Source organism: Changchengzhania lutea, assembly GCF_006974145.1.
Classification (GTDB): Bacteria; Bacteroidota; Bacteroidia; order Flavobacteriales; family Flavobacteriaceae; genus Changchengzhania; species Changchengzhania lutea.
Genome location: NZ_CP039456.1, coordinates 85,766 through 110,185, shown reverse-complemented (window position 1 = coordinate 110,185; position 24,420 = coordinate 85,766). Strand labels below are relative to the sequence as shown.

Sequence of the window (24,420 nt, the reverse complement as noted above, 5' to 3'; positions counted from 1 at the left end):
AATCGAAAGTTGTTTTATTTTTGGAGCGTTTATGTACAATAGTTGCGGGTTTGCGTGCGAGGATTTTCCGCAGGAAAATTAGATGCAGCAAACCCGCAACTACCTTTGTTTTAGCACTAAACCGCAATTATTTTTAGCGGTGTTGTGCTTTCGTTATTCTTTTTTCCCTTCTTCCACAGTCCTGTCTGTATTAGGTTCAGGCGGAGGAGGTGTAAATCCGAAATCAGGAACGTCACTTTTAATTATAGGTTCAGAATTTGGTCTTTCAGTAATTCTTCTTCCTTGGTCTTCATTTAAAGAGCCTTTGTCTTTTTTGTCTGGCATATCGTTATATTTAATTGTTGATATTTATATCAATTCCGTAATTATTTTTAAGATAAATCTTCATCCTTAAATTTGATTTATTTTTAATATTCTGTCCTATTTCAAATAAAGTGTCATCATTGAAGTTTAATATTTCTGCAATTTCTTTTTTATATTCAAAATATGTGTCAGCTGATTGTTCAGTTGTAATTAACCCATTTTGCATTTTGTACCACAATCGCTCAAATTCAATATTTAAAACATCAATTTTTAGATATTTTGAGTTCAATTCTTTAACATACTTATAATAAGGGAAATAGGGTTTTATCACCGTTATTACTTGAGATAAAGCAATTATTCCTCCCCAAAGTAGAGGACTACTGTCCCAAATTGCCCAAGCTGCAATACTTCCTGATGATGCTACTGCTAAAAATATATTAATATTCCTATCCCATTTTTGAAATTTACCCATTAAAAAATTCAGACAATAGCCTTTGAATCTTAAATTACATAATTCAGCCCAGATTTGATTTCTCATTTCGTTTTTTTAATGAAGCACAAGGCAAAGGTAAGTTTCAGTTTCAATGAAACTTATCGATTGTTAAACTAAGTTATCATTTTTTTCTGACAAAGCCAAGAGTAAAAAAAAAGCAGCAACCCAATTAAGATTACTGCTTTTGTATTATGAGACTCCAGAATCTACAGGAATGCCTATTAATTATTCAACATAACAGGCATAACCAACATCGTAATATGCTCACCTTCATCTAGGCCATCAACGGGTGTTAAAATACCTGCTCTATTTGGCATGCTCATTTCCAATTGTACATTTTCTGAGCTTAGATTATTTAACATCTCGGTTAAAAATCTTGAATTGAAGCCTATTTGCATATCGTCCCCTTGATAATCACAGGTTAAACGCTCCTCGGCTTTATTACTATAATCTATATCTTCTGCAGAAATATTAAGTTCTGCACCAGCGATTTTTAAACGGATTTGGTGCGTGGTCTTATTAGAGAAAATACTAACACGGCGCACAGAATTTAGAAACTGCGTTCTATCTATAACCAATTTATTCGGGTTTTCTTTTGGTATGACCGCTTCATAATTAGGGTATTTACCGTCAATTAAACGACAAATTAATTCAGAATTTTCAAAAGTAAATTTAGCGTTAGATTCATTATATTCAATAGTCACATCATCCTCACTAGCCACTAAAATACCCTTTAATAAAGTTAAGGGTTTTTTAGGCATAATGAATTCAGCCACTTGATTTGCTTTAACGTCTTCACGTGTGTACTTCACCAGTTTGTGGGCATCTGTAGCAACAAAAGTTAAGCCTTCGGTTGAAAATTGAAAAAAGACGCCGCTCATTACGGGTCTTAAATCGTCATTTCCAGCTGCAAAAATAGTTTTACTTATTGCTGTAGCTAAAACATCGCCTGTAACAATGGTCGTGCTAGGATCTTCTAAAGCGACAGCCTTTGGAAACTCTTCACCATTAGCATAAGCCAAAGCATATTTACCATGGTTGGAGCTAATTTCTACCGTATTATTATCTTCAACCACAAAGGTTAGCGGTTGTTCTGGAAATGTTTTTAAAGTATCTAGTAACAATCGTGCTGGAATAGCCACGCTACCTTCACTATCGCTTTCAACATCTAAAGTAGAAGCCATTGTGGTTTCTAAATCACTCGCTGAAACGGTTAGTTTTGTATGGTCTAATTCAAATAAGAAATTATCTAAAATAGGTAAAGTGTTTGAACTGTTAATAACACCGCCTAAAACTTGAAGTTGCTTTAATAAATAGGTACTTGATACTATAAATTTCATCTAAGTTACTGCGTTTAAATTTTGACTAATACTACCTACAAATATATCCTTTACAGCGTAATTTAAGAAACAAACTTATTAACATTTAAGTGCTGTATTTTTTCTTTCTAATGAATAAAAATAAGAACCCAAAGAGTGCGAGTAAGACGATCGGTAACAGGATGTTAACAACTTGCCACATGATTTTTTGGGAGGCTATTTTTTGCTGATCCAAAAAGACCACGGTAATTTCCTTGGATCGAATGTTTATAAGTCCCGTATCATCGAGTAAATAATTTACAGCGTTCAATAAAAATTCTTTATTAGCATAGGTCTGTCCCGTCCAACGGTCGAAACCTAATTCTTGAGGCGCATTTTTAATGACATCATTTTTAATCACATCACCATCTGAAATGATTATAATCTTTGAAAGCTCTCCTGAATCCTTATGATTTTGAAGGCTAAAAGGTTTGATACGATTCTTATAGTTTGAAGCAAACTGACCTTCTAATAATATAGCGAGTGCTTGTTTGCCTTTATTGAATTGCTCAAGGTTTTGTTCTTTGGTTACCACATCTAAACTAATTTCCCGTGGTATACCTTCTAAGTTGGTTAATGCAGCAGTTTCTAGTAAAATGGTTTTTTTAATATTATTTTTTAGGGTATCGATGGGATTTGCAAAATCAAACCGGACGAAATTCAGATTATTCACAATAGCATGTTTGTTATTGGTAGCTGCTAATGGTGAATATGGCCAACGTAAATTTTGAAATTGTGAGTCACTGCCTGTTCCCATAGCTAATGTAATAGGTGCAGAGTAGAGTGTACTAACAAGTAACGGATTTATTCTAAGACCATATGTGAAGAAAAAATCGGTTAGATTTAAATCTCTTGCGACTGCAAAATTACTTCCTGTATCGTTGTACAAACTATCTTTTTCCATGGCCACAGCATCGATGAGCCATAAACTTTTACCACCATGCATGGTATACTGATCTAAAGCATATTTCTCTTCTTCTGAAAAAGGCTCAGTAGGTTTTGCAGAAATTATAAGATCGAAATTTTTTAATTTCGTTAAGGTTTGTGAGGCGTTTTTAGAAATACTGTCTAATGTAAAAGGCGCAATTAAATAATATTCCCCCAGTTTTTTCAGAAAGTCTGCAATATAAATATCATCTAATTGTTTATTTCCTTTTAATATGGCAATCTTTTTACTTTTGGTTTTTGTGAGTTTTGAAAATCCATCAGCAAAAGCATATTCTAAATTCTGAATAGAATTGGTCACCAATTCCTGTTGAGACATCCCAATTTTATTTTTAATCAAGGGGATAGTTACCGTTTGGCCATTATAACTTGCAAGCGCCCATGGGAAGATAACGGCTTGTGACGATTTTCCGTTTTCTGTTACGCTGAGCTGCATCGGTTTCAATCCGCGCTCACTCAATTGTTGCATATTTCGATCGCGCATGGCATCGTCCTGTAACGGATTAATGAATTGGAACTGGATGTATTTGTTTTCTTCGGCAAACTCTTCCAGCAGTTGTTTTGTCTCGCTTTGTAAGCGTCTAAATTCAGAAGGAAAATCATCACCATTCAAAAACACATCTACAGAAATTGGCGATTCAACATCTTTTATAATACCAATAGCGGCATCGCTTAAAGTGTAACGCTGGTCTGTGGTTAGATCAAATCGGTTATGTAAGGTGCTCGTAAAAATATTCACAATCAGTAATACCAATGGAAACAATAAGAAGTATAAAAGGTCTTTCTTGTTATAAGGTCGGTTTCTAATACTTCTAACAGTAAAACCAATAAATACAAATGTTATACTTAAAAAATAAAGCATATCACTCGTATCTATAACACCTCTGCTCATGCTGCTATAGTGGTAATTTATCCCCAGTTGCTCAATGAACGTACTTGATAAAACCTCCGCGAGGCCTTCAAAACCAATATAGAACAACAAGGATAAAAGTACCGCTGTGATGAACGCCACAATTTGATTATCTGTAAGAGTAGATGAAAATATACCAATCGCCGTATACGCAGCTATTAAAAAGAGTAAGCCAAAGTAAGAGCAAATAATGCTTCCCATATCTAAATTGCCAATAGGACTGCCTAATTGATAAACCGTGTAAACGTAAAGTAATGTTGGTATTAGGGCAATAACAATTAGAGTAAAGGCCCCAAAATATTTACCTAAAACAATATTGGTATGTGTTATGGGTTTGGTGAGTAGCAACTCTAAAGTACCTTGTTTTTTTTCATCTGAAAAACTCCGCATGGTTACCGCAGGAATTAAGAAAGTCAAAATCCAAGGGGATAATAAGAAGAATGCGGATAGGTCGGCAAAGCCATAATCCAGAATATTGAATTCGCCTTTAAAAAGCCATAAAAACAAACCATTAAGCAATAGGAAGATGGCAATCACCAAATAGCCAATTGGTGAGGCGAAAAAGGCGTTAATCTCTTTTTTAAAAATGGCTAGCATGTATTGACTATTTTAAACTTTCTAATTTTTCTACACTCCAAGCCTCTGGTTTTTGACTGAATAATGGTTTTGTTTTAGACCAAACCAATTTGAATAAGTCAGAGCTTCTGTATGTACTCAAATGATTTTCGGACTGCCAGTAACTATAAGTAAAAAAAATATGCTGTTCGTTTTTATCTCGATACAATTCTAAAAATTCACAACCTTCAAAATCCCTAATGTTATTTTTATTGGTATTAAAATGGTTCAGAAATTCATCAATTTTATCCTCCTGAAATCCCATTTTAACAATTCTTACTATCATAATTTATTTATAAAAGACCTTCATTTGCTTTTGGAAGTGCGGAGGATGCCGTAAAATTAATGCTCACCGTATCCATAATACCAAGCCCCATTAAACTAGAGGCACTACCAACCGTAGTCGTATTGCTTTTATACAAGGCAATTTCCAGAAAATTACCTGAATTAAAAACGACTAATTTACGGCCTTCATCATTGCGTTTGTCTTCATCTATTTCAAAGTTTACAATGTCGCTGTATTTATGATGTATTTTTTTGAATTTGTAATTACGTGCAGAAATTTCAAAATTGCGTCCCTTTTGCACCGCTTCAAAAAATGATCGCTTAATATTGGTCACCACATTACCATAGTTATCGATGTAAATCACACTACCAATAATTTGTGTTTTATCGTCATTAACATAAGGCACAATATGTTTTATCGGTTTTATGTTTTCAATGCTTTTCCCTATCACTTCTAACGTACCACCTCGTGCAATATGACAGGCTACTTTTACAAAAACATCCAAAACAGGAAAACTGGTTTGGATTTTATCATGAATATTAATTTCAACAATTTTTTCAGGAACAATTTCAGAACAGATCATACTCATAATCCCATTATTGGCACAAATAAAAAAATGATCGTCCAGCTTAATGGCAATATGTTTGTTTTCAGGATTTATCTCAGAATCAATTCCTATAATATGAATCGTCCCCTTAGGAAAACTACTATAGGCATTTTGAATGATATAGGCCGCCTCTGGAATACTAAATGGCGATACAGAATGCGAGATATCAACAATTTTAACATCGGGGAGCTCACTGTATATAGCGCCTTTTGTTGCGCCAGCAAAGTGATCTTTTTCACCAAAATCGGTTGTTAATGTGATGATTGCCATTGGCAAATTGTTGATATGTTTTTAACGTTAGGTCACTCAAATTTATATATATTTGAGTTTTAACAAACCTACATAAATTTTTCGTTTTCGTTTTAGGATTATAGCAGAAAATGCATAGATTTATAAAGAGTTTTAAATATTAAAAAATTTTAGAAACTGAATCTATCATTTAATCTTAATAACAAATTATAGCATAAAATATTTTGTTGAATTTAATCTAAAACCTAGCCTTTGAACGAAATTATAATCGAACTTGAAGAAATCACTCCAAAAGAATTTTTTGGAGCCCAAAACGCCAATATTGAACTTCTAAAAAAATACTTCCCCAAACTTAAGATCGTCGCCCGAGGGAATACCATTAAAGCTTTTGGCGATGAGGAATTACTTGAAGAATTTGACCGTCGTATCACCATGCTCTTAAAGCATTTTGCCAAATACAATAAGCTAGATGAAAATGTGATCGAGCGTGTTTTAACCAGTCAAAGTAGCGACGATTACTCAACCTCCAAACAAAGTGGCGAAGTCATTGTTCATGGCGTAGGGGGAAAGCTTATAAAAGCCCAAACAGCCAACCAGCGCAAGATGGTTGAGCTCATGCGTAAAAACGATATGGTATTCGCCATTGGTCCCGCAGGTACAGGAAAAACCTATACGGGGGTAGCTTTAGCGGTTCAAGCGCTTAAAAACAAAGAAGTGAAGCGCATTATTTTAACTCGGCCAGCGGTTGAAGCTGGGGAGAACCTTGGGTTTTTACCAGGCGATTTAAAAGAAAAATTAGATCCATACATGCAACCCCTATACGATGCCTTACGAGATATGATTGCGCCAGAAAAGTTAACGCACTATATCGAAAATGGAACCATCCAAATTGCACCATTGGCATTTATGCGCGGGCGAACGCTGGATAATGCTTTTGTTATTTTAGATGAAGGGCAGAATACCACGCATGCCCAAATGAAAATGTTTTTAACACGAATGGGTAAACATGCTAAGTTCTTGTTAACGGGAGATCCTGGACAAATCGATTTACCGCGACGTACCATTTCCGGGCTTAAAGAGGCGCTACTGATTTTAAAGAATGTAGATGGTGTCGGGATGGTTTTTCTGGATGACAAAGACGTTATTCGTCATAAACTCGTTAAGAAAGTGATCGAAGCCTATAAAAGCATAGAGAATAGGGAGTAGGAGTTCAGTGGGCCGCATTCAGTTGCCGTATGGCAGGAAAACTATATGTCACATAGTGTTTATTGAAGTACGATGAAAAAGTATTAAAGTATTTTTTTTTTTTGAAGCTATATCCCGCTTTCCGCTATATCTTTTTTGCTTTAATGGCAAAAAAGGATGCCGCATCAATCGGGGCTAAACGTCAATCAGTGATCAGTTTTCTGTCGCAGTATGTAGTTTTTAAAATTAAACAATTAAACAATTAAACAAATCAACTCATAAACGAATAAACAATAATGAGTAACACCATAATAGATACCAATTTTAATTTTCCAGGTAAAAAAAGTGTTTATAAAGGAAAAGTACGAGAAGTATATAACATAGATGATAAGCAATTGGTAATGGTTGCTACAGATCGACTTTCTGCTTTTGATGTTGTGATGCCCAAAGGCATTCCTTACAAAGGGCAAATACTTAATCAGATTGCCACTAAAATGATGGCAGCAACTCAAGATCTTGTTCCCAATTGGTTACTGGCCACTCCAGATCCGAATGTAGCCGTCGGTCATTTATGTGAACCATTCAAGGTAGAAATGGTCATTCGCGGTTATATGTCTGGACACGCTGCCCGAGAGTATAAAGCTGGAAAGCGTATATTATGTGGCGTCTATATGCCAGAGGGCCTTAAAGAAAACGATAAGTTTCCAGAACCCATTATTACCCCAGCCACCAAAGCGGAAATGGGCGACCACGATGAGGATATTTCTAGAGAAGATATTTTAAAGCGGGGCATTGTTTCCGAAGAAGATTATCTGGTATTAGAAGATTATACACGTAAATTGTTTCAGCGTGGAAGTGAGATTGCGGCATCAAGAGGTTTAATTTTAGTGGATACCAAATACGAGTTTGGAAAGACCAAAGACGGACAAATTGTGCTCATTGATGAAATACACACACCCGATTCCTCACGTTATTTTTATGCGGATGGCTATCAAAAGCGACAAGATAGCGGAGAAGCGCAAAAGCAACTCTCTAAAGAATTTGTACGCCAATGGTTGATTGCCAATAATTTTCAAGGTCTGGAAGGGCAAACAGTACCTGCCATGAGCGATGAGTATATTGAAACGGTGAGCGAACGTTACATCGAGCTGTATGAAAATATTACTGGTGAGACATTTATAAAAGGGGATGTCTCAAACATTCAGGAGCGTATTGAAGCGAATGTTCTGGCGTATTTAAAATAGTTCCACGATACTACTCATAATCTGCGGTTTGGTTTACCCAAGCGTAGTTTCCAGAACTACCCTTCTTTATGAACTTGCCCGTCGCTTCCGCCGGTTGGCAGCTCAATATCATTGGTATTGGAGCAGTCAATAATGAAGAAAAAGTTATAAATATTTAAACGTTAGTGATTATACTCAACAACCCGCTCATTCAAAGGCTGTTCATTTCTATAATTATTAATGGGCATATTGTTTTTAAGCTTTAGTACTTCTTCAACAGACAAAATAATAGGCTGTTTAAATACAATCCAATTAACACCTTCGGTACATGGTGGTGTGGTTAAGGAGCCAGAATATGAATAATAATTTTTGGCATTTAAAAACATACTGGATAAATCAATTTCTTGATGAATGTCTTTTGTGGTTTCATTTTCTATAGGTAAAAAACTTTCAAAAAACTCAAATAATTGGCTTTCATCCCCCTCTTCTCCCAAAAAGCCTAAAACTGTCAGTTTTCCTGATTTGCTCACGTGGACCAAATGCATTTCAATAGGATAGATAACGCCATTTATTTTGTGTTCAGAGGGCTCGTGGAAATGAATTTGTTTTAGGTTATAGGTGTTATTTTTATAATTTATGGAATCTCCCGCTTCAAAATCAAATTGAATGGAATGTCCGTTGTTTTCTACTTTGCTAATAAGCGTGGTTGGTGTATATAAAATCTTTAAATCACTTTTTGAATTTATGGAGTCTACATCTTTATTAATGATGTTAATAGGTGATTGGTGCTTACCGTCACAATTGGAGTTTTTTTCAATTTCTATCCAATGTTCTGGTGAGGTTTCACCGGAATAACTCCAGTGATGAGTATTTTCGTTTTCTATAGTATGCGCTGTTTTAGGTGCTTGTTTGCAAGACACTGCAGCTAATAAAATAGTTAAAAAAAGTAAACTAAGTTTCGTTTTCATAATATGATAAATTTTTATGCTATAAAATTACTAATATCACAGAGTCAAAAAGCTTACTTTTGTCATGTTTTGAAGATATTTACGAAGATTTATTAACTATTAGGTTTTCTTTTTATCTAAACTTTAAAAATGGCTAGCGTCTGCGTTGTCCTGAAAACTCCATAGCCTCACCTTTACCAAAACCATAACTAACACCAAAAGTTACAAAGCGTCCGCGTTGCCTGCTATTAAACAAGTAAAAGTCTGGTTGCGTTGTGGTGGTTTGGTCTATTCTAGATGCAAAAACATCGCGAATACTTAAGTTTAAAATCACTTTTCCCTTAAGAATCTTTTTTCTTAAACCAAGATCAGCAAAAAGATTATCTGCAATGTCGTTTTGAACGGTTTTATATTTAGATCTATAATCGCCAGAGATTTCTAAATCAAATTCCGCCGGAAGTTTAAATTTAGTGGTCAGGTTAGTGGCCCATTGATTGCCTTTAAAATCAAAAGACACCATTTCAAAAAAACCTTTTCTAGAAAAGTAATTTATATTAAAATCGCCATGTATTGAGAACCAATTTGTGGGCGCATATTTTCCGTTGGCCTCAAAACCCGTGGTGGTATTGGTGCCCACATTTTCTGGTTGGGAGAGGCTTACATTATTTTTAAATGTTGAAATACGTTCTACTACATCAACCGTATAGCGGTTATATAAACTAAAACTCAATGAGGCTTTACCAATTTTATGGATGCTGGTAACCTCATAAGAATCTGTGTATTCTGGCTGTAAATCTGGGTTACCGGTCGAGATACTAAAATTATTTCGAATGTTTGAAAACGGATTTAAATCCCTTAAACCGGGGCGTCTTATTCGTTTTGAATACCCAGCTTGTAATGAAAAATTATCATTCATTTTATACGACGTGTGAATACTAGGAAACAAGTTAGTGTAATCGCTTTCATTTCGTTCATTAGTGGTTTTTAATACCGTACTAAGATTTGTGTTTTCTAATCGAATCCCAAGTTTAAGTCCCCAAATATCACCTTCGTAAGCGGCAGTGGTATAAATGCCTAAAACCTTTTGATCAAAATCAAAAATATTGGTTAAATCTGGATTGTTGACCCAGTCGTTATTAATGAAGTCGCTGACTGCAAAATCGTTGGATACGCTATTTATAGCATATTGTGAGCCTGTTTCTATAGTGTATTTTTCTAAAAACGGATGCGTATAGTCTAATTTAAACGTGTAATCTTCTAAGGTGTAATCGGTGCGTGTTTTTTGTTGAAAATCGTCATCATCGCCAACAATAGTATTATTTTTAAAATCTGAAAATTGGTCTTTACGAAAAGAACTTCCTAAAGCGCTAAACAATAAACTTTGGTCTTCATGTCTTTTAAAATTCTTTTTATACTGTAATTCGTAACGTAATTTTGGGTTTTTAGCTTCTGTTCTTTCATTACGTAACCAGCTATCCGTCGTTGTGTTGGACCCATCACTTTTATTAAAATTAGTTATTGAACTTTGGTCTTCTACTTCATAAGCATAAGACCCCGAAAGGGTTATCACGTTATTATCGTTAATATGATAATCGGTTCCAATGAGTATGTTACTGAATTTCTCATCAAATTCACTTTCACCAAAGCTATTGATAGTGGTATTATTTAATAAATCTTGATTAATGGATTTACGCGTATCTGGATAGGTGCGAATCCCAAAACCCAATTGGCTAAACAGATTAAACTTTTCGGTACGTTTGTTTACGCTTAAACCAAAACTGTTGCTATTGGGAACTCCAAAATTTAAAGTAGCAGACCCGTTTAAACCTTTTTTTTCAGACTTTTTAAGAATGATGTTTATGATACCTGAAGTGCCTTCGGCATCATACTTTGCAGAGGGATTGGTAATAACCTCTATTTTATCAATCATATCTGCGGTAATACTTCCTAAGGCATTGCCATCTGCACTTGCGAGAACCGATGGCTTACCGTTGATAAGTATTTGCACACCTTGGCTACCTCTTAAACTTACTGTACCCTCGATATTTACGTTAACTGATGGGATACTATTTAAAACCTCTAGCGAACTGGCGCCCGATGAACTTAAATCGGTACCTACATTAAATACCCGTTTGTCCAATTTAAATTCCATTTGAGATTTTTCGGCACGAATAACAACTTCATCTAAAGATTGATTGTCTTCAGATAAAATGATTGTTTTTAAATCAACTGTATTTTTTATAATTTCGAAATTTTGAAAAGCCTTAGTTTTGTAGCCCATAAAACTAACTTCAATATAGAAGTTGGTGCCGTTTGTTTTAATAGAGAATGTACCATCTTGAGACGTTATGGTTCCTGTTAAAGGTTTTTTTGAATTGTTGTCTAATACTGATATTGTGGCATACTCTACAGGCAGGTTATTATTGCTTTCTAAAACTTTTCCAGTAATTAGAATCTGAGAATTTTGAGCAGAGGCAAAGCTAAATCCAAAGAATAAAAGTAAAACTATGATTAATTTATTGTGCATGAATTGGTAGAAAATAGATAACATATAAACAACAAAGATATGTTTAAAGACCGAATTATTTCTTAGTCGATCAAAACGCACGACGTAAATCTTATAAGGTCTCATGTTACTATTGTTGGTTATAAATAGTTTTGGCTCTAGTTTACTAGTGCGTTGATATTATTGGTATTTGCCACGAATTACACTAATGATCACTAATGTTTGAAAAATCTTTAGATTTTTCTATTCGTGATATCATTTTGTTCAATCACTCCACGAATTTTAAATGGGCTAAGCTCATTTATTCGTGCTAATTAGTGTAATTCGTGGCTTAATACTTTAATTTCTTATCTATTATCCTCAGATTTACGATCGTTCCTGCAAGTAGGTTTACTTTTAATTATCTAATGTGTCAAACATGTTTATGTTGAAGACATATTACTAAAACAACGCACTAGTAAACTAGAGCCATAGTTCTCGGGATTAGAATGAATTTTTGTAACCAGAAACCACTTTTACATTAATACAAGAACTTTAAGAGTAGGCGGGAATAAGCTATTTTTTAAGCTAAAATTATCTGTTTTTAAATTTTTAAAATATTATTGGTCTTATCAGCACCTGGATAATAATCATCAATTATTTTAATTTCCATCAAATTACCGATATCCAAAATATCAATGGCTGCGACATTTTTGTCATGTACTGCAATAACAGCAATCAATCAATTTTCTGCTAACCAATCAAAAAGTTTTTCAAAAGCTTTCGTTCTAACTTCTTTTGAAGATAGAAGAATATCATGCTGTGCATCTTCAATTTCTAAAAGTGTTACGTTTTCACCTAAGGTCATCCCTATACGTTTTATATCGTCAACATTGAGCACAATATCTTTTCGCATCGCTTCCTCAGAAAATGTTGATATTTTTGCAGATTTAGAGGCGTGCATAACCAGAATGGGAACTTCAATTTTTGACTGCTCCAATTTTTTCTGGCTTTCCATTACGGCAACAACCCATTTAAAATAAGTGGGGAATCCTTTTATGGGTTTCAAATCCAAGTTAAAATCCCATTCACCATAAAAATCTTGATGAATGCTTTTGGCATAAACGGAGGCGAGAGCACCATTGACTTTTGCATATGGAAATAATCTAGAAATACCCCGAGATACTATAGAACTCAATGATTTTAAAATTCTTGGCTGATTTAAGTTAAGAAAAGGGGAATTTAGAATAAGCCCAGAAACGAGATGCCTTTCCTCACCATTATTCATATAGTTACTCGCTATCAATCCTCCTGTAGAGTGCGCCAATATGTGTAAAGGCGCCTTATTTTCATTTTTTATTTTACGAAGCACGATAGACAGTTCTTCATAATATTCTTCAATAGTCTTGCAATAATTGGGATGTTGATGTTCTAAAAGAGACCTTCCATATTTCCGAAGATCAAGCGCATAAAAGTCTAACCCATTGGCATGGGATTGTTCACTTACATGAGGGTGAAAAAAATAATCGATATATCCATGAAGATATAACAGGCTACCTCGATTGCCTTTGTTATTTTTAGAAGAAATGAGCGTTGCTATCACGTCTCCTTCATAATCAGGCGTAAGCGTTATGGTTTCATTAGTAAAGTCATCTTGTAAATCCATAGTTATAGTGTTGGGGAAACTATCATTTGAGTTTTTAGGTTTTTAAAATTATGCGAAGTTAGTTTTTTACATAAATGAATAGTGGCTATTTGATCATAAATTATGAATTTCAAAGAAAAGTGAATTGATGTAAAGTTAATTGATATATTTATAGACTCATATAAACAAATGAGGATCATATGAATGAAATCGTAGAACAGTTTGCTGCATATGCATGGGGATTACCTTTGGTCATTTTGCTTATTGGTGGCGGTTTATACTTGTTAATATTATCACGATTCATTCCCTTTCGTTTTATAGGACATGCTGTTCAGGTGTTGCGTGGTAAATACGATGATCCAAATGATCCCGGACAAATCAGTCACTTCAAAGCTCTAACGACAGCACTATCCTCAACCATTGGCATGGGGAATATTGCTGGGGTTGCGGTGGCTATCTCCATTGGTGGTCCTGGAGCCATGTTTTGGATGTGGGTGAGCGCCGTAGTTGGCATGTCTACAAAGTTTTTTACATCAACCTTAGCCATTATGTATCGTGGGAAAGATAGCGCCGGCCAATTGCAAGGAGGCCCCATGTATTTTATTATGGAAGGTCTTGGCAAATCATGGAAACCCCTAGCTATTATGTTTAGCTTTTTTGGAATGATAGGCGCTTTGCCAGTAGTAAATGTTAATCAGCTAACGCAAGCCATCAACGATATTGTTTTAATCCCGAATGGTGTCGAAGTCGGTCTCGCTTCTAATGCAGTTATAGCATTTGTTTTAGTCACCTTAACGAGTTTTATTATTCTAGGCGGATTGGACCGCATAAGTAACGCAGCCTCTAAAATGGTACCATCTATGGTGATCTTGTATTTCGTTTTAGTCATTATTATATTGGTTATTAATTATGATGTTGTTCCAAAATATTTCTTGTTGATAATTACCGATGCATTTAGCGCCGATAACTTTAAAGGGGATCCATTTTTAGGAGGTGTTCTAGGGGCATTGATTTTATTGGGAATAAGGCGTGGTGCGTTTTCAAATGAGGCTGGTATTGGTACAGCGCCTATGGCACACGGTGCCGCAAAAACAGATGAACCTGTAAGAGAAGGTTTGGTCGCTATGTTAGGGCCTGCCATCGATACTTTGGTAGTATGTACACTTACGGCTTTGGCTATTTTAGTGACGGGTGTTTGGGAAACCACATCCAATAACGGCGTGAGTTTAACAGCTTCAGCATTTAATAACGCGATGCCCGGAATCGGGAATTATTTACTCATGCTCTGTGTCTTGATTTTTAGCGTGAGTTCTTTGTTTTCTTATTCTTATTACGGGACAAAATGCATGTCATTTTTAATTGGAGACGATAAGAAACACTATTATAATTACATCTATATTATCAGTATCATATTGGCGGTAACGACACCATTTAGCATGATGTTAAATTTAATTGATGGTGCATTTGCCCTAATGGCGATTCCCACGATGACCGCTACTTTAATCCTTGCCCCAAAAGTGGTTAAAGAATTTAAAGCGTACACAAAACGATTAAAAGAACATAAATCATTATGAAACAAACTCACGCCACAGCATATTGGAACGCCAATATTAAATATGTGCTGATATTGCTTGCCATTTGGTTTGCAGTATCCTACGGTGCAGGAATTATATTTAAAGACGCTCTTAACACCATTAAGGTTGGTGGCTTTAAATTAGGCTTTTGGTTTGCGCAACAGGGGTCTATGTATGTGTTTGTAATATTGATTTTTGTGTATGTGAGATTAATGAATAAACTCGATAAAAAATTCGGATATGATGAATAGTTTATTGGTCGCAGAATCACTAAGTATCCAAAACTGGACCTATATTTTAGTAGGGATCACCTTTACATTGTACATCGGGATTGCCATTTGGTCAAGAGCAGGCTCTACAAAAGAATTTTATGTTGCTGGTGGTGGTGTGTCCCCATTGGCTAATGGCATGGCCACTGCAGCAGATTGGATGAGCGCTGCCTCTTTTATTTCCATGGCAGGAATCATCTCATTTGCAGGCTATGATGGTGCTGTGTACCTCATGGGTTGGACAGGAGGCTACGTTTTGCTGGCCTTATTACTAGCGCCTTATTTACGTAAGTTTGGAAAATTCACCGTTCCAGATTTTATTGGGGATCGATACTATTCAAAAACGGCAAGAATTGTTGCCGTGTTTTGTGCGCTTTTAGTGTCCTTCACATATGTCGCCGGACAAATGCGAGGTGTGGGTATTGTGTTCTCTAGGTTCTTGGAGGTCGATATCAATACAGGGGTTATTATAGGCATGCTCATTGTTTTATTTTATGCTGTTTTGGGAGGAATGAAAGGCATTACATATACTCAGGTAGCTCAGTATTGTGTCCTTATTTTTGCTTTTATGGTGCCTGCCATCTTTATTTCGATTCAGATGACGGGAAATCCGATTCCGCAATTAGGTTTTGGAAGTGAGTTGGCAGATGGATCAGGAACTTATTTATTAGATAAATTAGACGGATTAAGTACTGAACTTGGTTTTGCCGAATATACCGAGGGTTCAAAGTCATTAATCGATGTCTTCGCCATTACATTAGCACTCATGGTAGGAACTGCCGGATTGCCACACGTTATTGTTCGATTTTTTACAGTGAAGCGCGTAAAGGACGCTCGTAAATCGGCAGGAATCGCGCTGTTGTTAATTGTGATTTTATATACTACAGCTCCTGCTGTTGCCGTTTTTGCAAGAACAAATATGATTGAAACGGTTTCCAATCAACCTTATAATGCAGTGCCACAATGGTTCAAGAAGTGGGAAACAACGGGATTGATAACCTTCAATGATAAAAATAAAGATGGTTTAATCCAATATGTTGCTGATGAAAGCAATAATGAATTAACTGTAGACCGTGATATTATGGTACTAGCCAATCCTGAAATCGCAAAATTACCAAATTGGGTTATTGCCTTAGTGGCAGCAGGAGGTTTAGCAGCAGCACTCTCCACCGCTGCAGGATTATTATTAGTGATTTCCTCATCAGTATCACATGATTTAATAAAGAAAATTATAAAGCCGTCAATCACAGAAAAAGGAGAACTCATTGCAGCCCGTTTGTCTGCTGTTGGTGCGGTATGTGTTGCAGGTTACTTCGGAATTAATCCACCGGGCTTTGTTGCAGCTGTAGTGGCATTGGCCTTTGGTTTGGCCGCAGCCTCATTTTTTCCAGCCATAATTTTAGGAATTTTTTATAAACGCATGAACAAAGAGGGAGCTATAGCAGGTATGATCGTCGGTATTATTGCAATGCTGCTCTATATGATTAAATACAAGTTAGGTTGGTTTGATGAAGTTTTACCAGATAAAAGTGAATGGTGGTTTGGAATTTCTCCAGAAGGTTTTGGAAGTGTGGCAATGATTCTTAATTTTATAGTGTCTATTAGTATTATGAAATTCACACCGCCACCGCCCCTAGAGGTTCAAGAGATTGTAGAAAATATTAGAATACCAAGTGGAGCAAGTGAAGCAACTGATCATTAAAAAATTGACAATTGGCAATTGATAATTAAGAGTTCAACGATTAAACCATTAACTGATTTATCAATGGAACAAATCAACGCATAAACAAATCAACAAGGAATAAAGATGAGTAATTACCACATCAAACATTTAGAAGAGTATTATCAAGTATACAGAAAGTCCATTCGTGAACCCGAAAATTTTTGGGAAGAAATTGCCGAAGAGCATTTTATGTGGCGTAAAAAATGGGATAAGGTACTCAGTTGGGATTTTTCAAAACCAGAAGTCAAATGGTTTGAGGGAGCAAAACTAAATATTACCGAAAACTGTATCGACAGACATTTAGCGACACGAGGTGATAAAACGGCTATTTTATTTGAACCCAACAATCCTTCAGAAGAAGCAGAACATATTACATACTATCAATTATATAAACGGGTCAATCAGTTTGCCAATGTTTTAAAAGAGCAAGGGATTAAAAAAGGAGACCGGGTGTGTATTTATTTACCTATGATTCCAGAATTGGCTATTTCAGTATTGGCCTGTGCAAGAATCGGTGCTATCCATTCCGTGGTATTTGCTGGTTTTTCCGCGATAGCCTTATCCACACGAATTAATGATTCAGATTGTAACATGGTAATAACCAGTGATGGTTCGTATCGAGGTACAAAAACTATTGATTTAAAAGGTATCGTGGATGAAGCACTAGAAAGTTGTGATGGTGTGCATACGGTTTTGGTTGCAAAGCGAACAAACTCTGATATTACTATGAAAGATGGTCGCGACCATTGGTTAACGCCACTATTAGATGCCGCCTCAGTAGACTGTAAAGCCGAAATTATGGATGCGGAAGATCCATTGTTCATCCTGTATACATCTGGTTCAACAGGAAAACCAAAGGGAATGGTGCATACCACGGCAGGTTATATGGTTTATACGGCCTACACCTTTAAAAACGTTTTCCAATACAAAGAAGATGACATCTATTGGTGCACCGCAGATATTGGCTGGATAACGGGCCACAGTTATATTGTTTACGGCCCTTTAGCTAATGGCTCTACGACGGTAATGTTTGAAGGCGTGCCGAGTTATCCGGATTTCGGGCGCTTTTGGGAAATTATAGATAAGCATAAGATCAATCAGTTCTATACGGCACCAACCGCCATTCGTGCATTAGCAAAAGAAGGTGTTGGACTTGTTGAAAAGCACGACCTATCATCATTAAAAGTGCTTGGGTCAGTAGGCGAACCTATTAATGAAGAGGCATGGCATTGGTATAATGATAATATAGGTAAAAAGAAAAGCCCCATTGTAGATACATGGTGGCAAACCGAAACAGGTGGGATTATGATAACACCGATTCCTTTTGTCACTCCGACAAAACCAACCTATGCCACCTTGCCGTTTCCTGGTATTCAACCCGCATTAATGGATGAAAACGGGCAGGAAATTACCGGCAATCAAGTGGATGGGCGTCTGTGTATTAAATTTCCATGGCCAAGTATGGCACGTACCATTTGGGGCAATCATCAGCGTTATAAAGACACCTATTTTTCAGCTTTTAAAAACCAATATTTTACGGGTGATGGTGCATTACGTGATGAGGTTGGTTATTACAGGATTACCGGTCGCGTGGATGATGTTATTATCGTATCAGGTCATAATTTAGGAACAGCGCCTATTGAAGATGCCGTGAATGAACACCCGGCTGTTGCAGAATCTGCTATCGTAGGCTTTCCGCATGATATTAAAGGCAATGCTTTGTATGGTTATGTTATTTTGAAAGAAACAGGTAAGGGCAGAGATCAAAATAATCTTAAAATGGAAATTAATCAGATTATCACAGAACAAATCGGCCCTATTGCTAAACTGGATAAAATTCAGTTTACAAGCGGTTTGCCAAAAACACGTTCCGGCAAAATCATGCGGCGTATTTTACGTAAGATTGCTTGTAAAGAGACCGATAATTTAGGAGATACGAGCACCTTATTAAATCCTGAAGTGGTACAGGAGATTATGGATCATAGTCTATAGGATTTTTTTATTTCCATGCTTGGGTGAGGTTTTGTCTTTCGTAATATTTTCAGAAAAAGGAGCAGGTATTGAATCCCAGTTCCATTCGTTATTGAAAATAAACTTTTGTGCTATAATGAAAATTCAAGCTAAATAACCATTGAATATTTTCAATGTGGCTTTTTATACAGTATCTTTAACACAATCAGAAAAATTGCTAAATAAAAAAATAAAATATGAAAGTAAATGCATATGCAGCCTCAGAGCTAGGAGGTAAGCTAGAAAATTTTCAATATGAATTACCGGAAACAGGAAATGAGCAAGTAGATATTAAAGTTCATTATTGTGGTGTGTGCCATTCAGATTTAAGCATGCTAAATAATGAGTGGGGCATGACGCAATATCCCTTTGTGCCAGGTCATGAAATTGTTGGTGAAGTTTCGGCGGTAGGCAGCGAAGTAAAAAGTTTAAAAGTTGGTGATAAAGTAGGCATGGGCTGGTACTCGGCATCCTGTATGCATTGCAACCAATGTGTTGATGGGAAACAGCATTTATGCGGCGACGCAGAAGGCACTATTATTGGACGACACGGTGGTTTTGCAGATGTGGTTAGAGGTCATTGGTCTTGGACAACTCTCTTACCAGAGGGGCTAGACATGGCAAAGGCTGGACCTTTATTTTGTGGAGGCATTACGGTTTTTAACCCCATTGTATTATCAGGAGTTCAACCTACAGATAAAGTGGGCGTTATTGGCATAGGTGGTTTAGGCCATTTGGCACTTAAGTTTTTAAAAGCTTGGGGATGTGAGGTCATCGCTTTTAGTTCTAACCCAGATAAAAAAGATCAGATTCTGAAAATGGGCGCACACCAAGTGATCAATTCCAGAGATCCAAAAGAACTAGAGGGTATAGCTGGTAGTTTAAACTTTATTTTAAATACGACCAATGTGAGTTTAGATTGGAATTCCTATTTAACGGCACTAGCCCCTCAAGGAAAGTTGCACACCGTAGGTGCCGTGTTAGAACCTATGGAAATCCCTGCATTTAGTTTGATCTCAGCAGAAAAATCTGTTGGAGGAAGTCCTTTGGGAAGCATTGCATTAACTAGAAAAATGTTGGAATTCTGCGTAAGACATGACATTTACCCTACGGTTGAAGAATTCAAAATGGATGAAGTTAATGAAGCATTAGCCCATCTTGAAGAAGGCAAAGCTAGATTTAGAGTTGTACTGAAAGCATAATATTTAAAAATTTTAATCCTAATATAAATTATAATGGCAAAATCACAAGACTCAAAAAAGAATGTAAAGAAAGAAGCCGCCTTAACTCCTAAAGAGAAGAAGGCTGCAAAACTTGCCAAAAAGGCAAAACGCATTTAACAAATCGTTGAAAAGCAACTATATTAAAATTGGAAGGCGACTCTTATCAAGGGCTTTATTTTTTCTAAGCATGCGACTTAAATAGGCACTGTTCTTAAGTTCGTCATTTACAGACTCCACCAAAGCCCTTTTTCTTAGCAGGATAGCATCCACATCAGACAGGTTTTGCTTTTTCATGTTCTTTCTCACTTTGGTGTCAAGCTGGATACCATCTTGAAACAAAAGCTCTGAAAGGGCTCTTGATATATAACCTTTATCCCCAAACAACTTACCGAAGACTTCTTTTGTCATGGCGGCCATAAGCTCAATATTCCTGTCACCTACATTGCCCTTGGTCAGGTAAAAGGATAAGAGCTCCCCTTTGCCATTAATGATCAAATGCAGTTTGAAGCCTAAGAACCAGCCCATTGTGGATTTTCCCTTTTCTGCCATACCCTTGAATACTTTGTTCTGTTTCTCTCTTTTGATATGGCATACCCTTAGAAGTGTGGAATCGATATAATTGATTCCTCTTGACTTGCCCAGACCTCTATATTTCAAATACAGCAGCACTCTTTCTTGACGTGCCGTAAAACGTTCATAGCTCACCAGATCAGGGAACAGGTCGTTTAAATGTTTACAAACATATTGCAGATAAAAATGTTTGAAGTTTGCAAACTGTCCAAAATGAAAAAGCAGATAGATGCCCATCATCTCGGAATCAGATAATTTGCCTTTTCGATTACGTCTTTTAACCTTGGTCTCTACTAATTTTGGATGATTTTCCATGTTTTGAGCAAATTCTTGCCCGAAATCATCTAATTTCACAAAGAATTCTGTAACTTTATCTCTAAGCATTTTGAGTGTTTCTATACTATTAATAGACTGAATATCAGATATTAATTCAAATTAAAAACACTCTTTTTCTTATCCATTATTCACGTTATTATAAGAAATTAACAGTTCTTATATTTATCGTTTAATCCAAGCCCTTGAAGTATCAAGGGTTTTATTTTTTCTAAGCGTGTTAGTTTTGTAGCGTCTCGTTTTGCAGTAGCAATGTATTCACAATACTCACGTTGCTTATATGGTGATAAGGCAGCAAAGCTTTTTTTTAATGAGCTGTTTGTATTTATAGCGGTTTTCAATAATTCTGGAATAGTAACCGTTTTGGTTTTACGGTCAGGTTTAATTTCCTTACCTAGTTTTTGATTTTCAATAGCTTCTTTTATATAAGCTAAAACCACGTTTTTATCAATAGCTTTAATAGATTCAAACCGCATCTGGCGCAAGGCTTTTGTCTTTTCTTCTTGAGTGTTCATTAACAGGTTGTGTTCATCTTTTAAAAACACGCCATTAAAAAACCAAATACCAAAGTGATTTTTAAAAGCCCCTAAACCTAAAACATTTTTATCATTTAGGGTATAAACGGGGCTGTTCCATTTTATGCTTTCAGACAATTCAGTTGCATTAATAATATCTCGTAGAAGAACTAAAGCATCAGAAAAATGAGCGTGATCTTCTATGTATTCTTCAACGGAATGGATTTTTTTCATATCGAGAATTTTTTGAGTTTCTTTTAATCTTTTACAAGATACTAATTCTTAGCAATAGCAGTCAGTTCCGCAATCTTACAAATAACCTCAGTAGCCTTTATCATGCTCTCTACAGGTACATATTCGTAACGCCCATGAAAGTTATGGCCACCTGCAAAAATATTAGGGCAGGGTAATCCCATATAACTTAATTGAGAACCATCCGTTCCACCTCTTATAGGTTTAATTAAGGGTCTAATACCTAGTTGTTTCATCGCCTCTTCGGCAATGTCAACAATATGCATGACGGGTTCTACTTTTTCTTTCATATTGAAATACTGGTCTGTAATAGTGATTTGAATCACTTCTCTACCATATTGAGCGTTTAATTCGTTCGTTAGCTTTTCCATCACCTCTTTACGTGCTTCAAAATGCCCCATATCATGGTCTCTAATAATATAGTGTAATACGGTTTCTTCTACCTTACCTTCAATAGAACTTAAGTGAAAAAAGCCTTCGTAATCTTGCGTATGTTCTGGAGTTTCTAAGCGTGGGAGGGAGTTTATAAATTCCTGAGCGATATACATAGAATTTACCATTTTTCCCTTGGCATATCCAGGATGCACTATTTTGCCTTCTACTTTTACGACAGCTCCTGCGGCATTAAAATTTTCATATTCTAATTCGCCAACTTGACTCCCATCCATGGTATAGGCCCAATCTGCACCAAATTTTTCCACATCGAATTTATGGGCGCCTCTGCCTATTTCTTCATCGGGGGTAAATCCAACACGAATCTTTCCGTGTTTAATCTCTGGATGCTGAAGTAGATATTCCATAGCACTAACAATTTCGCAAATACCCGCTTTATCATCAGCGCCTAATAGCGTGGTGCCATCGGTAGTGATTAAGGTTTGCCCTTTGTACAGCAATAAATCATCAAAATAACTGGGCGATAGCACAATATTTTTTTCTTCGTTTAACAGAATATCATTACCATCATAATTTTCAATAATCTGTGGTTTTACATTTTTTCCTGTAAAATCTGGCGACGTATCAAAATGCGACACAAAACCAATAGTAGGAACTTCATGCGCTACATTACTTGGTAGCGTGGCCATAATATATGCATTATCATCAATGGTCACATCGGTCATACCAATGCCTTTTAATTCCTCTACTAATTTGTTTGCCAAATCCCATTGTTTCATGGTGCTAGGCGTGGTATCAGAATTAGGGTCAGATTCGGTATCAATAGTAACGTAATTAACAAAGCGTTTTATAATGTGTTCTTTTGAAATCATAATGATGTAAAGTTTAGCAAATTTTGAGTAAAATAGAAGGAATTTTTCGGTCTATAAGAAAAGGTTCAATCTGCTATCAAAAATACAACTATTAATTTTTTTTGGTTTTGAATTGTTTGATTTTTTAATTAGAAGTATTTTTGCATAAATAATACTGATGTACAAAACCTTACTCCGTCCTTTATTTTTTTGTTTCGATCCTGAAAAAATTCATCACGTCACCTTTTCTTTAATTAAATTCTCATCGAAGATCCCTGGTTTCACGTCGCTTTTAAGAAGTCTTTTTGTGATTGAAGACAAAAGATTGGAGCGCCAGTTATTCGGTCTAAGCTTCAAAAATCCTGTAGGATTAGCGGCAGGATTTGATAAAAATGCGGTGTTGTACAATGAACTGGCTAATTTCGGATTTGGTTTTATAGAAATAGGAACCGTTACGCCTAAAGGACAATCAGGCAATCCAAAGAAAAGACTGTTTAGGCTTAAAGATGATAAAGGGATTATTAATCGTATGGGCTTTAATAATGAAGGATTGGAAGCCGCCATACATCAACTTAAAAAGAATAAAGGTAAATTAATCATAGGTGGAAATATTGGAAAAAACACGAATACAAAGCCAGAGCATTACACCGAAGATTACCTCACTTGTTTTAGAGCGCTGCACCCTTATGTGGATTATTTTGTGCTCAATGTAAGTTGCCCCAATGTAGGGAGTCATGCTAAATTAAATGACAAGGATTATTTAGAAGAATTAATTGGAGCGGTAAAAAAAGCAAATAATTTGTTTAAAATTCAAAAGCCAATTTTACTAAAAATAGCACCAGATTTAAACAATAACCAATTAGATGAAATTGTGGAACTTGTTGCGACCACCAAACTTGACGGTGTGATAGCTAGCAATACATCGGTTGACAGAAGGGGATTGAAGGCATCAGACGAACAACTGGCTTCCATTGGAAATGGTGGATTAAGCGGACAGCCTATTAAAGATAAGAGCACTCAGGTTATAAAATACCTTGCCGAAAAAAGTAAAAAGGCATTCCCCATTATTGGGGTTGGCGGCATTCACTCAGCAGAGGACGCTATAGAAAAGCTTGATGCTGGTGCCGATTTAATTCAAATTTACACAGGGTTTATTTATGAGGGACCGAGCTTAATCAAACGCATTAACAAAGCCATTCTTTTTAAAACCTGAGTGCGATAAATAATAAATTAAAATCCTTGAATTTTAAACACAAAATTTAGGCAAATAGCGTCTTGAGCATTACTGAAACGAAAGTGAGTTTTCATTGAAAGTAGCAGGTGAAACTTGTTGAAAGGTGCTTAAAACTTAAAGATTACTGAGGTTTCATCTGCACTCAACATGGCAATAAAAATAATGTGTAGAAAATATATCTTGGATTTTCCGAATGACTCGAACTTAGGTTTAAAGAAAAAT

General features: G+C 36.0%; 20 protein-coding genes and 1 pseudogene. 8 read left to right on the top strand and 13 right to left on the bottom strand.

Annotated elements, in window-relative coordinates:
* Positions 1-153: 153 nt before the first annotated feature.
* The 6 genes from FAF07_RS18405 to FAF07_RS00455 all read right to left on the bottom strand — a co-directional run bounded on the left by FAF07_RS18405 (position 154) and on the right by FAF07_RS00455 (position 5,787).
* A complete protein-coding gene (locus FAF07_RS18405) occupies positions 154-324 on the bottom strand; it encodes a hypothetical protein (protein ID WP_185956484.1) in 171 nt (56 codons plus the stop codon).
* A 10-nt stretch (positions 325-334) separates the two neighbouring features.
* Complete coding sequence (locus FAF07_RS00475) at positions 335-841, bottom strand: hypothetical protein (protein WP_142783241.1); 507 nt, start codon at positions 839-841, stop codon at positions 335-337.
* A 176-nt stretch (positions 842-1,017) separates the two neighbouring features.
* Positions 1,018-2,136, bottom strand: a complete 1,119-nt coding sequence (gene dnaN / locus FAF07_RS00470; protein WP_142783240.1) for a DNA polymerase III subunit beta — start codon at positions 2,134-2,136, stop codon at positions 1,018-1,020.
* An 85-nt stretch (positions 2,137-2,221) separates the two neighbouring features.
* Complete coding sequence (gldG, locus tag FAF07_RS00465; protein WP_142783239.1) at positions 2,222-4,606, bottom strand: gliding motility-associated ABC transporter substrate-binding protein GldG; 2,385 nt, start codon at positions 4,604-4,606, stop codon at positions 2,222-2,224.
* 7 nt (positions 4,607-4,613) lie between these two features.
* The gene (locus FAF07_RS00460; RefSeq protein WP_142783238.1) at positions 4,614-4,910 is read right to left on the bottom strand and encodes a putative quinol monooxygenase; all 297 of its coding nucleotides are present in this window, start codon (positions 4,908-4,910) and stop codon (positions 4,614-4,616) included.
* Positions 4,911-4,917: 7 nt separating this feature from the next.
* On the bottom strand, positions 4,918-5,787 hold the full coding sequence (locus FAF07_RS00455) for an SAM hydrolase/SAM-dependent halogenase family protein (protein WP_142783237.1): 870 nt from the start codon (positions 5,785-5,787) through the stop codon (positions 4,918-4,920).
* Positions 5,788-6,018: 231 nt separating this feature from the next.
* Here FAF07_RS00455 and FAF07_RS00450 point away from each other — a divergent pair, with 231 nt between their 5' ends.
* Complete coding sequence (locus FAF07_RS00450) at positions 6,019-6,972, top strand: PhoH family protein (protein WP_142783236.1); 954 nt, start codon at positions 6,019-6,021, stop codon at positions 6,970-6,972.
* A gap of 275 nt (positions 6,973-7,247) precedes the next feature.
* Positions 7,248-8,195 (top strand): phosphoribosylaminoimidazolesuccinocarboxamide synthase, encoded by a 948-nt coding sequence (locus FAF07_RS00445; protein WP_142783235.1) that lies wholly within the window; start codon positions 7,248-7,250, stop codon positions 8,193-8,195.
* Between the two features lie 161 nt (positions 8,196-8,356).
* Here the strand turns inward: FAF07_RS00445 and FAF07_RS00440 are convergent, their stop codons facing one another.
* From FAF07_RS00440 to FAF07_RS00430, 4 genes are all read right to left on the bottom strand, one after another.
* Positions 8,357-9,142 carry a carbonic anhydrase gene (locus FAF07_RS00440; RefSeq protein WP_142783234.1) on the bottom strand — a complete coding sequence of 262 codons (786 nt, stop codon included), beginning with the start codon at positions 9,140-9,142 and terminating at the stop codon, positions 8,357-8,359.
* Between the two features lie 133 nt (positions 9,143-9,275).
* Positions 9,276-11,648, bottom strand: a complete 2,373-nt coding sequence (locus FAF07_RS00435) for a TonB-dependent receptor domain-containing protein (protein WP_142786505.1) — start codon at positions 11,646-11,648, stop codon at positions 9,276-9,278.
* Between the two features lie 562 nt (positions 11,649-12,210).
* Positions 12,211-12,348, bottom strand: a complete 138-nt coding sequence (locus FAF07_RS18400; protein WP_185956483.1) for a hypothetical protein — start codon at positions 12,346-12,348, stop codon at positions 12,211-12,213.
* Positions 12,349-13,272 carry an alpha/beta hydrolase gene (locus FAF07_RS00430; RefSeq protein ID WP_142783233.1) on the bottom strand — a complete coding sequence of 308 codons (924 nt, stop codon included), beginning with the start codon at positions 13,270-13,272 and terminating at the stop codon, positions 12,349-12,351.
* A 179-nt stretch (positions 13,273-13,451) separates the two neighbouring features.
* On the opposite strand from FAF07_RS00430, the gene FAF07_RS00425 reads away from it, so the two are divergent.
* The 5 genes from FAF07_RS00425 (at position 13,452) to ahr (ending at position 20,029) form a co-directional block, all read left to right on the top strand.
* Positions 13,452-14,825, top strand: a complete 1,374-nt coding sequence (locus FAF07_RS00425) for an alanine/glycine:cation symporter family protein (RefSeq protein WP_142783232.1) — start codon at positions 13,452-13,454, stop codon at positions 14,823-14,825.
* Positions 14,822-15,076 carry a DUF4212 domain-containing protein gene (locus tag FAF07_RS00420; RefSeq protein WP_142783231.1) on the top strand — a complete coding sequence of 85 codons (255 nt, stop codon included), beginning with the start codon at positions 14,822-14,824 and terminating at the stop codon, positions 15,074-15,076. Before FAF07_RS00425 ends, FAF07_RS00420 begins: the two co-directional genes overlap by 4 nt.
* A complete protein-coding gene (locus tag FAF07_RS00415) occupies positions 15,066-16,796 on the top strand; it encodes a sodium:solute symporter family protein (RefSeq protein ID WP_142783230.1) in 1,731 nt (576 codons plus the stop codon). Before FAF07_RS00420 ends, FAF07_RS00415 begins: the two co-directional genes overlap by 11 nt.
* Positions 16,797-16,901: 105 nt before the next feature.
* Complete coding sequence (acs, locus tag FAF07_RS00410; RefSeq protein ID WP_142783229.1) at positions 16,902-18,809, top strand: acetate--CoA ligase; 1,908 nt, start codon at positions 16,902-16,904, stop codon at positions 18,807-18,809.
* 215 nt (positions 18,810-19,024) lie between these two features.
* Positions 19,025-20,029, top strand: a complete 1,005-nt coding sequence (gene ahr / locus FAF07_RS00405; protein ID WP_142783228.1) for an NADPH-dependent aldehyde reductase Ahr — start codon at positions 19,025-19,027, stop codon at positions 20,027-20,029.
* A gap of 219 nt (positions 20,030-20,248) precedes the next feature.
* On the opposite strand, the pseudogene FAF07_RS00400 reads toward ahr, so the two are convergent.
* From FAF07_RS00400 to pepT, 3 genes and pseudogenes are all read right to left on the bottom strand, one after another.
* A pseudogene (locus FAF07_RS00400) lies at positions 20,249-21,004 on the bottom strand (IS982 family transposase); the annotation flags it as partial.
* A gap of 98 nt (positions 21,005-21,102) precedes the next feature.
* A complete protein-coding gene (locus tag FAF07_RS00395; RefSeq protein ID WP_142783226.1) occupies positions 21,103-21,702 on the bottom strand; it encodes a YdeI/OmpD-associated family protein in 600 nt (199 codons plus the stop codon).
* Positions 21,703-21,743: 41 nt separating this feature from the next.
* The gene (pepT, locus tag FAF07_RS00390; protein WP_142783225.1) at positions 21,744-22,985 is read right to left on the bottom strand and encodes a peptidase T; all 1,242 of its coding nucleotides are present in this window, start codon (positions 22,983-22,985) and stop codon (positions 21,744-21,746) included.
* Between the two features lie 157 nt (positions 22,986-23,142).
* On the opposite strand from pepT, the gene FAF07_RS00385 reads away from it, so the two are divergent.
* Positions 23,143-24,177 (top strand): quinone-dependent dihydroorotate dehydrogenase, encoded by a 1,035-nt coding sequence (locus FAF07_RS00385; protein WP_142783224.1) that lies wholly within the window; start codon positions 23,143-23,145, stop codon positions 24,175-24,177.
* The last annotated feature ends 243 nt before the right edge of the window (positions 24,178-24,420 follow it).

Coding starts and splice junctions, on each gene's coding strand:
- FAF07_RS18405 (WP_185956484.1), bottom strand. CDS start 324: ATGCCAGACAAAAAAGACAAAGGCTCTTTAAATGAAGACCAAGGAAGA.
- FAF07_RS00475 (WP_142783241.1), bottom strand. CDS start 841: ATGAGAAATCAAATCTGGGCTGAATTATGTAATTTAAGATTCAAAGGC.
- dnaN (WP_142783240.1), bottom strand. CDS start 2,136: ATGAAATTTATAGTATCAAGTACCTATTTATTAAAGCAACTTCAAGTT.
- gldG (WP_142783239.1), bottom strand. CDS start 4,606: ATGCTAGCCATTTTTAAAAAAGAGATTAACGCCTTTTTCGCCTCACCA.
- FAF07_RS00460 (WP_142783238.1), bottom strand. CDS start 4,910: ATGATAGTAAGAATTGTTAAAATGGGATTTCAGGAGGATAAAATTGAT.
- FAF07_RS00455 (WP_142783237.1), bottom strand. CDS start 5,787: ATGGCAATCATCACATTAACAACCGATTTTGGTGAAAAAGATCACTTT.
- FAF07_RS00445 (WP_142783235.1), top strand. CDS start 7,248: ATGAGTAACACCATAATAGATACCAATTTTAATTTTCCAGGTAAAAAA.
- FAF07_RS00440 (WP_142783234.1), bottom strand. CDS start 9,142: ATGAAAACGAAACTTAGTTTACTTTTTTTAACTATTTTATTAGCTGCA.
- FAF07_RS00435 (WP_142786505.1), bottom strand. CDS start 11,648: ATGCACAATAAATTAATCATAGTTTTACTTTTATTCTTTGGATTTAGC.
- FAF07_RS00430 (WP_142783233.1), bottom strand. CDS start 13,272: ATGGATTTACAAGATGACTTTACTAATGAAACCATAACGCTTACGCCT.
- FAF07_RS00425 (WP_142783232.1), top strand. CDS start 13,452: ATGAATGAAATCGTAGAACAGTTTGCTGCATATGCATGGGGATTACCT.
- FAF07_RS00420 (WP_142783231.1), top strand. CDS start 14,822: ATGAAACAAACTCACGCCACAGCATATTGGAACGCCAATATTAAATAT.
- FAF07_RS00415 (WP_142783230.1), top strand. CDS start 15,066: ATGATGAATAGTTTATTGGTCGCAGAATCACTAAGTATCCAAAACTGG.
- acs (WP_142783229.1), top strand. CDS start 16,902: ATGAGTAATTACCACATCAAACATTTAGAAGAGTATTATCAAGTATAC.
- ahr (WP_142783228.1), top strand. CDS start 19,025: ATGAAAGTAAATGCATATGCAGCCTCAGAGCTAGGAGGTAAGCTAGAA.
- FAF07_RS00395 (WP_142783226.1), bottom strand. CDS start 21,702: ATGAAAAAAATCCATTCCGTTGAAGAATACATAGAAGATCACGCTCAT.
- pepT (WP_142783225.1), bottom strand. CDS start 22,985: ATGATTTCAAAAGAACACATTATAAAACGCTTTGTTAATTACGTTACT.
- FAF07_RS00385 (WP_142783224.1), top strand. CDS start 23,143: ATGTACAAAACCTTACTCCGTCCTTTATTTTTTTGTTTCGATCCTGAA.